This window comes from Elusimicrobiota bacterium (assembly GCA_016788905.1).
In the GTDB taxonomy this organism is placed as follows: Bacteria; Elusimicrobiota; Elusimicrobia; order FEN-1173; family FEN-1173; genus JADKHR01.
The window spans coordinates 110,309-121,820 of the sequence record JAEURZ010000002.1; the positions used below are offsets into that span (position 1 = coordinate 110,309).

Sequence of the window (11,512 nt, forward strand, 5' to 3'; positions counted from 1 at the left end):
GCGTCCTCCCTAGTCTAGGGGTGAAGGGGGACGGGTCGCCCGAATTAGGCGTCGTTCCTCCCGTCGAATCCGTTCAAGTGAGAATCCTTCCCGCAATTGAAACACCGCTTCGCGCTCGTTCCCGCGGAGCACGGTTCCTTCCACCGTTTCAGGGGAATCCTCAAAGTAAACGACGGCCCGTACCCACGTCCCTCGAACAAACGGAGTGTGCCCTTCCACACTCAAACGCATCCCCCGTTCACTGATATCCAACACCTCAAAACGAACACCAGACCACTCACACAGGGGGCGCCCACGGAAGGGAAATTCCACGCGAAAAAGTGCCCGATCGGCCCGAGAAGCGGACCCATCAGACGAAGGGGGATTGGAAGAGGAAGACATTTCTGTTTAAACCCCTTTCTCGTGACCCGGGACGGCAGGGACCGTCCCTTTCGCCATAGACGGGACGCCCGCCGCGGGAGGGGGTACCCCCAAACTTTTCTTGACCGCCGCTACCGCCGCCGTGTGAATTTGACACGCCCGGGATTCCGTCACTTTCAACGCCATTCCGATTTCCCGGAAGGTCAGTTCTTCTTGGTAATAGAGCGCGAGCACCAATCGCTCTTTTTCGGGCAAGGCGTCTAAAACCGCTTTAATCTGTTGAAGCACTTCCTGTCGTTCCATCGTATCCAAAGCCAAAGGCCCGCCATCGTTCATGGACGACGCCAAAGCCAGATCCTGGGGCGTGTCGTTGGACATGTCCACCGCGTCCAAAGAAACGGAGGAGGCATGGGACACTTCCCAACACAGATCTCGCATGGATTCGGGAGACAGGTTCAACACCTGGCGAATTTCTTCTTGCGAGGGTTCGCGCCCCAGTTCTTCACGCAAAACGGTTTGAACACGCCGATAATTTTCAACCCGCCGCCGTGCGCCACGACCCAACGGGTCAAGACCCCGCAAATGATCGAGGACACTTCCTTGAATCCAGCGATAGGCAAAAGTGTCAAATTTAACGTTCCGGGCCGGGTCGAATCGATCAAAAGCGCGGATCAACCCGACCGCACCCGCGCTTTCCAAATCGTCCCGATCGGCCTGGGGAACCAGGATGGCTTTCATTCGACCCACAATGTGGCGAACCAAAGGCGCGTGCATCGCTAAAATCTCTTCCCGGGCCCCGGGATCGTTATTTTGGAAATAGCGATCCCAAAGGACCTGGGGGTCCGGTGGGGTCGACGTTGGAGGGCCCAGGGGAAGGGGGCCCGATGGCTTTTTCAAGGGAATCATGTGGCGGCCGCCGTGCGGGACGGGACATCCACCACGCCCAAAGATTTTACTCGGGTATCGGCCGTAATCTCATTGGGGGAGAGAACCACCAAGCGGGGAAGGAACCGTTCGAAATGCCTTTTGACGAAGGGCCGAAGGCCCGCCGCGCATAAAAGGATAGACCGTTCCGTTCCCCCCGTAGGCGCCGCCAGCCGCAGAGAGAGAGCACGGACGAGATCGTCTGAAAACGCGGGATCTATCATCAAACGGGAGGACCGTTCCCCCCGCGTTATGGCTTCTTGGAGGCGCCTCTCAACAACAGGGGAAAGAGTGGCACACCACAAATTCCCCTCCGGATCTCGATATTGGAGGGAGATTTGCCGGGAGAGAGCCGCTCGGGCGTATTCGGTCAACAGGTCCGGATCTTTGCTCATCGTCGCCGCCTCCGCCAACGCTTCCAAAATGACGGTCAGGTTCCGAATGGAGACCCGTTCCCCCAAAAGGTTTTGAAGGACACGATGAACGGTTCCCAGGGGCAAGAGCGCCGGGATCAAATCGTCCACCGTCACCGTTTGGCCCCGGGCCTTGAGATCGTTAAGAAGTGTTTGCAGATCCTGGCGACTCAAGATTTCGTGGGCATGGTCCAGGAGGAGTTCGGTCAGATGGGTGGCCAAAACAGCGCCGTTATCCACCACGGTGATGCCTTCCATGGAGGCTTTGCGTTTTTCACTTTCCGGCACCCACAGGGCCGGCAATCCAAACGCCGGTTCCCGCGCGGGGATACCGCGAAGAGTGGCGGAGAGGTCTTTGCCTTCTTGAGCATCGGAGAGGGCCAAAGCGTGTCCCGGCATCAATTCGCCCCGAGCCACTTCCAAACCTCGGATTTTCAGCGCGTAGCTGTTCGGCGGGAGTAGACTGGAATCTCGAATACGGACCGGGGGAACCACAATCCCCAACTCCCGAGCCAAGCGACGCCGAATATGACCCACCCGCTCCAACAGGTCCCCGTCCGTTCCCTCCACTAGAAATATGAGCCCAAACCCCAGTTCCAGTTCCAGGGGTTCCACCGCCAACAACGAGGCCATATCTTCAGGTCCCGTTTTGGGCGTTTCCGCGGCACGGGGTTTCGTCACGGTCACAGGAGCGGTCGAGGCCTTTTTCGCCCCGAAAGAAAAGGCAGCCAAAATTCCTCCCACAGCGATGAACGGGATGACCGGCAACCCCGTCATCAGCCCCGTGATCCCCAATATCCCCATGGTGCCCGCCGCCATCGCGATGGAACGGGGATTCGCAGCCATTTGGCGCGCCCATTCCTGCCCCACGGGAGCCCGTGTCGCCGACCGAGTCACAAGGATACCCGCCGCGGTGGAAACCACCAGAGCCGGGATTTGGTGAGCCAAACCGTCCCCGATGGTCAATACCGTGTAGGTCCGGAGAACGTCCACAATATCCATGTTCCGACGCATCATACCGATGACGACCCCGCCAATAATATTGACCGCCACCACCACCAACCCCGCCACCGCGTCCCCGCGAACAAATTTCGACGCGCCATCCATGGCTCCAAAGAAATCCGCTTCCCGCTGAATGGCTTCTCGCCGAGTACGGGCCTGTTTTTCATCAATCAACCCCGCATTCATTTCGGCATCCACCGCCATTTGTTTTCCGGGCATGGCGTCTAAAGTGAATCGGGCGGCCACTTCCGACACTCGCTCAGACCCTTTGGTGATCACAAGAAATTGAACAATCACGAGGATGAGAAACACCACAAATCCCACCACCGCGTCGCCCCGTACCACGACTTTGCCAAAAGCTTCCACCACCGATCCGGGATCCCCTGACAACAAAATCAGTTTGGTGGTGGCAAGATTCAGGGCCAAACGAAACAGAGTCAAACCCAGCAAAACGGAAGGGAAAATAGAAAATTCAAGAACATCCTTGATGCCCATCACCACCAGGAGCACGGTCACCGAAAGCGCCAGATTTGTCACCACCAACAAACTCACGGACCAGGACGGCAGGGGAACAATCATCATCCCCAAAATACTGAGGAGGCCAACGGCCCCCAACAAATCCCACAATTTCACCCGCCCCTTCGTTGGGGGAGCGCCCTCAAAGCTCATTCAAAACCCTCCTTTTATATCTAAAAGAATCGAGATAGGAGCGCCATCTAAGACCGGACCCTATTTTTGAGTCGATACACATAGGCCAAGACCTCGGCCACAGCCTGATAAAGTCCCACCGGTACGGGATCACCCACCTCTACTTTCTTATACAAGAGTTGTGCCAAGGGCTTGTTTTCCAATAGGGGAACCCCGTTGGCCAGGGCTGTTTCCCGGATCCGTTGAGCCATCAGGCCCGCTCCTTTCGCCACCACTTCAGGAGCACGCATACGGGACCGATATTGAATGGCCACGGCCAAATGGGTGGGATTCGTAACCACCACATCGGCTTTGGGAACCTGACTCATCATTCGCCGACTTGACATTTTTCGCATCAATGTCCGGATGCGGGATTTGATCTGCGGGTTCCCTTCCGTTTCCTTATTTTCGTCTTTGACCTCCTGCAAGGTCATGCGCAGGTCCTTGGACACTCGCCGGAATTCTTTGGCGTAGTCCCACACCGCGATCGCCACGAAAAATGCTGTGCATTGCCACAACATTTTTGAAGAGAGAGCCCAGGTCGATTCGGCCAAAGCAGCGGGGGACATCTCGACCATCAGTGGCGCTTGAGCCCAAAAGACCTTTAAGGTGAGGTAGGCAATGAATCCGAATCCCGACGCTTTTAATGCCGTCTTTCCCGCGTCCACCCATTGGCGGATGGAAACCAACCGACCAAATCCTGTGATGGGATTTAACTTGTCGAATTTAGGTTTAAGAAGACCGGGGGTGAATCGAAACCCCATTTGCCCCCACCCGAAAACCAGCGCCCCGGAGGCACAGGCCAGGAGAATGGGCGCGAAAAGCCACAGGAGACTAATCACCGATCGCTGGATTGGCTCAAAAATATTTTCTTCCATGAGGGGGGCCCGGGAGAGAGCAAGACTGATTTCGTTCCAAAGGGTGGCCCAGCGACCTTTCCACGCCGATCCGGTGGCCCCGATGGCGATGATCCCCAGGGCGAGGGCCGCGACACCAGGAACTTCTCGACTGTGGGCAACGGTGCCTTCCTTTTTTGCTTTTTCGAGGCGGCGGGGGGTGGGTTTCTCTGTCTTTTCTTTTCCGTCATTCGCGGCCATGGGAAGCGCTCACGGGGCAAGACATCGGACCAGGACGTCCGCCCGTTTAAAAAAGAGGTCCAGGAGTCGTTCGCATACCCGTGTTAAATGAGGGGCCGACAGCGCGAGAACAAAAAAGCCCACGACACTCCGGAGTGGAAAATCAAGGGACAGGAGATTCATTTGAGGGGCGGCACGACCGATCAGACCCAGACCTATCGTCAACAACCAAATGGCCACCGTCAGGGGGGCCGCCAGTTTAAACCCGATCTCAAATAGATTTCCGAAAGAGGCCGACCAATTTGAAAAAAACGATCCATGAAACGCGGCGTTCCCCAGGGGAACCCACTCGAAACTTCGCACAAGGATTTCCATCAACCGCAAGTGGCCGTCCACAGCGAAGAACAAAAGGAAAAAGATCATCCGTTGGAAAAGGACAACCACCTCGGAGGAATCCCCCACCGTTGGGTCAAAGAGCCCCCCCCACCCCAACCCCATTTGAGCGCCCATGAGATGGCCCGCCATTTGAATTCCAGTCAAAAACATCGACCAGAACCCCGCAATGACCAATCCCACCAATAATTCCGTTCCCGCCGCCAAAGCCCACCCCAACCCATCATGCGGGAGGGTCGCGGAAGAAGGAATCCACGTCACCAAAAGAGTTGCTGTGAGGAATGAGAAACCCGCCCGCGCCATGGGAGCCACGTCTTTTCCTCCAAAGGGAGGCGCAAAGGAGAGGAACGCGGAGACGCGAAGAAAAACAAGGAAGAATCGAGCCAGCTCAAAATCAGACGGCACGAGATGTCCCGATCAGCGCGCCATCTGAGGTAATCCAGCCAAAAGTCGACTGGCAAACTGAACCAAGAGACCCCACTGCCAATGGCCGAACACCGTCACCACCAGAGCCACAATGATAATCTTCGGGACGAAGACTAAACTCATTTCGTGGACTTGGGTGGCCGCTTGAAAAAGGCCGACCGCCACCCCTACGATCAAACTTACCGCAAGGATGGGCCCCGCGAAGAGGAGCGCCCCCATAAAACATTCCCGCCAAAGTTGCATCACGAAATCGACGGTCATCGCACGCTCTTGACCAGTCCCTGCGCAATAAGAGCCCACCCATCCACCATGATGAACAATAAAATTTTAAGGGGCAACGACACCATGCTGGGGGGAACCATCATCATCCCCAGAGACATGAGAACACTCGACACCCCCAAATCGATCACGAGGAACGGGAGGAACAGGAGAAATCCCATTTGAAACCCCGTTTTCAATTCACTCAAAACAAAAGCGGTGACCAAAACAATGAAGGGAACCTCTTCCTCATTTTTTGGCGTGGGCATGCGGGACATGCGAATGGTAAACCCCAATTCACGGGCCCGGGTTTGACGTAACAAGAAACTTCGAACGGGGACCGCGGCTTTTGGGATCGCCTCGGCAAAGCTGAGCGTATTTTCTCGGTAGGGTTGCACAGCCACTTCATTAACTTCCGCCACGGTCGGGGCCATAACAAAAAAAGTTAGGATCAGGGCCAAACTGATGAGGACATGATTGGGAGGCGTGGTTTGAAGCGCCATCGCTTGGCGGAGAAGACCCAATACGATAACGAACCGCAGGAAACAAGTGGTCATGATCAGGGCTGAAGGGACAAGAGAAATGGCTGTGAGCACAGCCACTGCCTCGAAAACAGACGTCAACCGCTGGGGATCGCCGATCGCGCGAACAGCCCCTTCTAGCGGGGTGGGCAATGTCGGTGCCGCCGGAGCGGCGTGGACCGTCCACACTGAGAGAATAAGAATCCCCGTGGCGCCAAACACTTTCTGAAAAGTTTTAGAGGTCATGGGGCAACACGGACGGCGGGTTTTCAAGGGACGTTCCATCCCCCAGTTCGGCCAATAAACGGACCCCGTCCGCCCCAACCCCCAGCAAAAATTTCCTTCCTTCCGCTCGGACCAAACAAATTCCCGCACGTGGCCCCAGAGAAGCACGCCCAAGCACATCAAGCCCCGTCCCGCCAGAAGCTCCTCCCCATTTTGTTTTTTGGAGAAGTGGTTTTACGAAATACAGAGCGCCCAGAAGAAGGGAGAGCGTCACAATAACCCGGACCACGGGGAAAGAAGGGGCCGACTGAGGTTTGAGAAAATCCGGGGTATCCGGCTCGGAAACCGAAGGTTCCATGGGAGGTGGAAGCCCCTCCCCGGCTTGAAGAACGATGGTTCCCCCCAACACGCAGAGGGCGAAGAGGACGCTTCGGCCGGTGGGGAAACCCATCAGGAAACCCCGGGTTTCGACCCGCCCACGATGTCAATAATTTTTACTCCAAAAGATTCGCCAACCGCCACCAATTCTCCTCGGGCGTAAAGACGTTCATTCACTAAGATATCAATAGGGTCTCCCGCCGCACGGTCCAGCTCAACCACAGATCCCGTTCCTAATTTCAACAACTCACCAAGGGTCATTCGTGTTTCACCCAACACCACGCTCACACGTAGAGTGATGTCCATCAGGGGGGCGATGTTGGTGGGAAGAGGGTCCCCCCCTCCCGCGGCCAGATCCGCCAAACGGACTTGCTTCACTTCCGGGGAATTCGGCTCCGTTGGCGCTGTGGGGGTAGATTTTTCGTCTGTCATTGAGACCTCCGATCCTGTTTGGCGATACTCGTGATGCGGATGGCGCGGTGTCCGTTCAAAATCCCGGCCTGCCCACGGAACATGGGAACAGAACCAGCCAGTAAAACCGCTTCGGCGCCCAATCGCCCGACGTTGAGAACGTCGCCGGGCTCCAACGCCGCCATGTCACGAAGTGAAATATCGGGTTCGGCAAGAAACGCCCGGACCGGGACCGTGACCCCATCCATTTTTCGTTTTAAAACGGGGTGAAGTTTCGGGTCGTCCACCATCGATGTGTCTTTTTCTTCTGGATGTTCCAAACCCGCAGTAAGGGGTTTCACAAAAGAGAGGGGAAGCCCCACCTCCAAGGCACTCGATGTCCCCATGGCGCTCAGGGAGAAAAGGACAATCACATAGGTCTCTTCCGCTCGTTTTTCGGGGGACCCTTCTTCAAAGGACCCGGTTTTCCTTGACGTGAACGCGCATTCCCCCAAGCTTTCCCAAAGGGCGTTCAAACGACTGAGAAAAAATTCCATAAATCCTTCAGCCACCCGGCGCTCCACGGGCGTTATGTCCCCCGCGGACCGTTCTCGAGTGGAGGATCCCGCAGGCTGGGCCGTTCCTCCCAGGGACGCCTCTAAAAAAACGCGGGCAGCGGCACTCTCTAGCCCCATAAACCCTGAACCGGCCCCAGGAGAAATAAGGAACGGCATGGCGATGGCTCCCGCTATTTGGGGGGTAGCACCAATCACCACCTCAACAGATCGTGCCTCGATTTTAATGGGCAGACCCAAACGTGCGGCTAAATCCGTTGATGCCTTTGGACCAAAGGTGAGGTGGATTCGGAACAGGGCATCGCGGGTTTTCCGCGAGAGGGTCCCTCCCGGCGCGGGGGCGAAGGGGCGGGCGGTTTCGGTCATTGGATCAGAAATTCCGTCAAGTAAACGTCGCTGATCTCACCTTTCGTTAAAAATTTATTCATTTTGGTGCGGAGAGTTTCTTTCAACATGTTCTTCCCCACATCACTACCGATGTCCTGGGCCCGCACATTGCCCAAGGTGTCGATCAGACAATCGTAGATTTGATGGTCCACGCTTTCGAGTTCTTTGATCACCTCCGGGGAATCGGCTTCCAGGGTGATGGAGACTTTAGCGAAACGGTGATTGGAATCCCCCGCCAAATTGACCACTGTGGTTTTTAGCGGGTAAGGTGTTGCGATTTTTGTCAAAATCCCCTTTCCGTCATTTTTCCCTTTCTTCTTTCCGGTGTCGCTTGAGCCATGCCCTTCATTGGGATTAGGCTTGACTTTCCCATCCCCGGCCCCTTCCCCCAAGTCGATGGGGCCCGCCCCAGCGGCCAAACCGAGCGGCCCCACAGAATAGGCCGAGGGCTGTGCCGCCAACTGAGCGCTGGCTTCAGCCAGCGCGTGGTCCACAGCCAAACGCGAACCAAACACACACACCGCGCCCGCCGCCGATAGGAGAACCACATCCCACACACCTTTTAGGATTGTTGCTTTATCAATCAGCGCCATCGGTCACGGTCTCCTTATCATCGTTTCAGATTAACCAACTCTTCAAGCAACTGGTCTGACGTGGTGATGACCCGGGCGTTCGATTGGAACCCACGCTGGGTCACGATCATATCGGTGAACTCCCGGGCCACATCCACATTGGACATCTCCAGGGTTCCGGAAATAATGCTTCCCCGTCCCCCGACCAGCGCGGCACCGAATTCCGCGGTACCCGAGTTCGACGTTTCGGACATGTAGGTCTGCCCTTCGCGTTTTAAGCCGGAGGAGTTGCTGAACGACGCCACGGCCATTTGACCCAAAATCAAGTTTCGACCGTTGGAGAAAGTTCCGACCACCTCTCCCGATTGTCCAATGGAAAAACCGCTTAAGGTGGCACTACTGAACCCATCCTGATTGTTCAGCACAATGGACGAATTGTTGGTGAATTGGGTACACCCCGTAAAGTCCACCGCGACCGCCAAGGGAGACGCCGCCCCGTTGGTCAACGGGACTGAAATGCTTCCCGTGGGGGTTACCAATTGCCCCCCGTTGTCAAAGTTCATAACGCCCGCCCCCACAGACACTCCCTGGTGAGAAGCCGTCCATTGCCAGCTGTTGGTGGCAGACTTTGAAAAACGAAGATCGATAGCCAATGGATTTCCAAGAGAATCGAAAACTTGGGTGGACGTTCGATAACTGGTGGCGTCCAAAGCTTTCTGGATTTCCCCAAAACTTTGGGAAGCCGAAAAGGTGGACCGGAGATCATCACCTGAGTTCGGCCCGGCCCCAATCACGATGCCCGCGACGCCATTGGACGCTCCGTTGGATCCAGTTAAGTAGAGGGTTCCGTCCGACTGAATGACCAAATCTTCTCCCAAAGCCGGGGCCCCTGTGAAAAGAGCGCTCCGAAGAGCGTCCCGGTAATCCCCGTAGGTGGAAGCGATCGTGATGTCCGCCAGAATAGGTGTTGAGGCCACAATCGATCCCTTCACGTTTGCCGAAATGAGCGTCATATCATCACCCGCCGTCAACCCCAAGGAAACCCCGGAAGAGGATTTCATGGAAACCAGAGTGTCCGATGCGATCGCGGGGCGAAGCATTACTTCCGTATTGCCGGTCGTCCCTCCCCCCAAAATGGCGAGAGGAAATTGGAACGCGTTATTCGCCAGGGTATTCCCGGGTACACTGATTTGAAGGTTGGTGATGTCGTTTGTTCCGTCCGATGTGACTCGGATGGACCCATCCGCTTGAACCGTAGCGGTTTCCGTCAAATCGCCGTCCGCCACCCCACGAAGAGCCGCTTGCAGAGCCGAAGCAATGTCCGCGAGAGTGGTCCCCGCTCCCACAACCAATGGCGTTGCCGAGATCAGGGTTCCCCCCACAGATCCTGTAAAGGATAAGGAGCTTCCTGTCGTAAGACCCAGGGAAGCGCCCGCGGCGTTTCGGATACCGCTCACCAAAGACGTCCCTGCCGCCGCGGCCAGGAGAGGCTGAGTTTGCGCAATGGTTCCCTGAATAAGCGTTCCGGCCGCGTCCAAGTTTCCGATAAATGTCATTCGTCCGGTCCTTTGGGCCGGAAGGACATCCCCCACCGGAATAGAAAGAGTGGAAATAGAACCGGAGGTGTCCACCACCGAATTGACCGCGTTCCATCCCATATACGTGGACCCGTCAGAAGGATTGACCAAATTCCCCCCCAACCCCAATTCCATGAGTCCCGCCCGGGTGTATTTGTTCCGATTGCCGTCGTTGACAACAAAGAAACCGTTCCCTTGAATCGACATATCTGTCGACCGTCCGGTGGACTCCAAGTTTCCTTGAGTATTGATCGTGTCCACACTGTGGATGAACGATCCCAACCCCAATTGAACGGGGTTGGTTCCCCCCACCGCCTGCGGGGCAGAGGCGTCCCGAACCGTTTGATAAATCAGATCGCCAAAACTGACGCGGTTGTATTTATAACCGATGGTGTTCACGTTTGAAAGATTGTTTCCGATCACGTTCATACGAAACTGATGGTTCTTTAATCCCGACACTCCTGAGAACAAGGCTGGCATCATAGATTCGGTTCCTCCTGGTTTTGGATGCACTTCCCGGTAAAACTCTTCATGTTGTGTTTATGCAAGATCCGTGCGAACCGTGCGACTATAAAATGACCGCGCTATCGATCTGAGTGAATACGTTGTCCCGCAATCGATCGCGGGTCATGGAGGTGATTACAATCTTTTCTCTGACGTTGGCGATGAAGACCTTATCGTCCATGAGGAGCACCGAGGAACGGGCGCCCTTCGCCGCCGCTTTGTCCATCCCGCTGTCCAACCGCTCCTTTTCGGCTTCCGTGAGTTGGATTCCGTCCCGTTGAAGACGGTCCTCCGCGTGTTTTGAGAACCGGACCAATTCCCGACGGAAAATATGGTCAAATGCGTCAGAGGGGCGGGCTGCTTGAGGGCCCCCTGGCCGGGGCGAGGAGGGACCTCCGATGGAACCAATCCCGTCCATTAGGCGAAGACTTCGGTGAGACCGGCCAAAGGCAAGTCCACCCCGTCTCCCAAATCCAACAACATTTGATCACCTTCCATTCTCATCCCGAATACTTTTCCCGTCACAATATTCCCCGCATCGTTCTTCCCGACCACAATTCGACCGAGGATACTTTGCCCTTGACTCCATTGGTTGCTTCGCGTGAGAGCCTCCATGGAAAGGGCCAATTTTTCAGTCTGTTCAAGAGATGAGAATTGGGCCAAGGTCCCCACCATTTCCTGTTCTGACGCCGGGTTCAGGGGGTCTTGGTGTTCAAGCTGAGTGGTTAGAAGTTTGAGGAAATCGCTCTTCCCCAACCCCCCTGTGTTTCGCGTCGCTGATGTTTTTGAAGCGTCGGCCGATGAAACAGCATCAATGGATTCCGGCATATTTTTTCTCCTTTTC

General features: G+C 55.8%; 14 protein-coding genes. All 14 read right to left on the reverse strand.

Annotated elements, in window-relative coordinates; translation table 11 throughout:
• Nucleotides 1–9: 9 nt before the first annotated feature.
• A complete protein-coding gene (locus JNK54_01320; GenBank protein ID MBL8022911.1) occupies nt 10–381 on the reverse strand; it encodes a PilZ domain-containing protein in 372 nt (123 codons plus the stop codon).
• Nucleotides 382–387: 6 nt separating this feature from the next.
• Nucleotides 388–1,266, reverse strand: coding sequence for a FliA/WhiG family RNA polymerase sigma factor (locus JNK54_01325; GenBank protein MBL8022912.1), 879 nt, complete (start codon nt 1,264–1,266; stop codon nt 388–390).
• Complete coding sequence (gene flhA / locus JNK54_01330; protein MBL8022913.1) at nt 1,263–3,368, reverse strand: flagellar biosynthesis protein FlhA; 2,106 nt, start codon at nt 3,366–3,368, stop codon at nt 1,263–1,265. The genes JNK54_01325 and flhA overlap by 4 nt, the downstream gene beginning before the upstream one ends.
• Before the next feature lie 47 nt (nt 3,369–3,415).
• Nucleotides 3,416–4,483 (reverse strand): flagellar biosynthesis protein FlhB, encoded by a 1,068-nt coding sequence (gene flhB, locus JNK54_01335; protein MBL8022914.1) that lies wholly within the window; start codon nt 4,481–4,483, stop codon nt 3,416–3,418.
• 9 nt (nt 4,484–4,492) lie between these two features.
• A complete protein-coding gene (gene fliR / locus JNK54_01340) occupies nt 4,493–5,260 on the reverse strand; it encodes a flagellar biosynthetic protein FliR (protein MBL8022915.1) in 768 nt (255 codons plus the stop codon).
• A 12-nt stretch (nt 5,261–5,272) separates the two neighbouring features.
• Nucleotides 5,273–5,542, reverse strand: coding sequence for a flagellar biosynthetic protein FliQ (locus tag JNK54_01345; GenBank protein ID MBL8022916.1), 270 nt, complete (start codon nt 5,540–5,542; stop codon nt 5,273–5,275).
• Nucleotides 5,539–6,306: a flagellar type III secretion system pore protein FliP gene (fliP, locus tag JNK54_01350; GenBank protein ID MBL8022917.1), complete on the reverse strand. Its 768-nt coding sequence runs from the start codon at nt 6,304–6,306 to the stop codon at nt 5,539–5,541. Before fliP ends, JNK54_01345 begins: the two co-directional genes overlap by 4 nt.
• The gene (locus JNK54_01355) at nt 6,296–6,736 is read right to left on the reverse strand and encodes a flagellar biosynthetic protein FliO (protein MBL8022918.1); all 441 of its coding nucleotides are present in this window, start codon (nt 6,734–6,736) and stop codon (nt 6,296–6,298) included. Before JNK54_01355 ends, fliP begins: the two co-directional genes overlap by 11 nt.
• The gene (fliN, locus tag JNK54_01360; protein ID MBL8022919.1) at nt 6,736–7,095 is read right to left on the reverse strand and encodes a flagellar motor switch protein FliN; all 360 of its coding nucleotides are present in this window, start codon (nt 7,093–7,095) and stop codon (nt 6,736–6,738) included. The genes JNK54_01355 and fliN overlap by 1 nt, the downstream gene beginning before the upstream one ends.
• On the reverse strand, nt 7,092–7,994 hold the full coding sequence (locus JNK54_01365) for a FliM/FliN family flagellar motor switch protein (protein ID MBL8022920.1): 903 nt from the start codon (nt 7,992–7,994) through the stop codon (nt 7,092–7,094). Before JNK54_01365 ends, fliN begins: the two co-directional genes overlap by 4 nt.
• A complete protein-coding gene (locus JNK54_01370) occupies nt 7,991–8,608 on the reverse strand; it encodes a flagellar basal body-associated FliL family protein (GenBank protein MBL8022921.1) in 618 nt (205 codons plus the stop codon). Before JNK54_01370 ends, JNK54_01365 begins: the two co-directional genes overlap by 4 nt.
• 17 nt (nt 8,609–8,625) lie before the next feature.
• Nucleotides 8,626–10,647 carry a flagellar hook-basal body complex protein gene (locus JNK54_01375; GenBank protein MBL8022922.1) on the reverse strand — a complete coding sequence of 674 codons (2,022 nt, stop codon included), beginning with the start codon at nt 10,645–10,647 and terminating at the stop codon, nt 8,626–8,628.
• A gap of 85 nt (nt 10,648–10,732) precedes the next feature.
• Nucleotides 10,733–11,086 (reverse strand): hypothetical protein, encoded by a 354-nt coding sequence (locus JNK54_01380; protein ID MBL8022923.1) that lies wholly within the window; start codon nt 11,084–11,086, stop codon nt 10,733–10,735.
• Nucleotides 11,086–11,496 (reverse strand): flagellar hook capping protein, encoded by a 411-nt coding sequence (locus tag JNK54_01385; protein MBL8022924.1) that lies wholly within the window; start codon nt 11,494–11,496, stop codon nt 11,086–11,088. Before JNK54_01385 ends, JNK54_01380 begins: the two co-directional genes overlap by 1 nt.
• Nucleotides 11,497–11,512 lie beyond the last annotated feature (16 nt).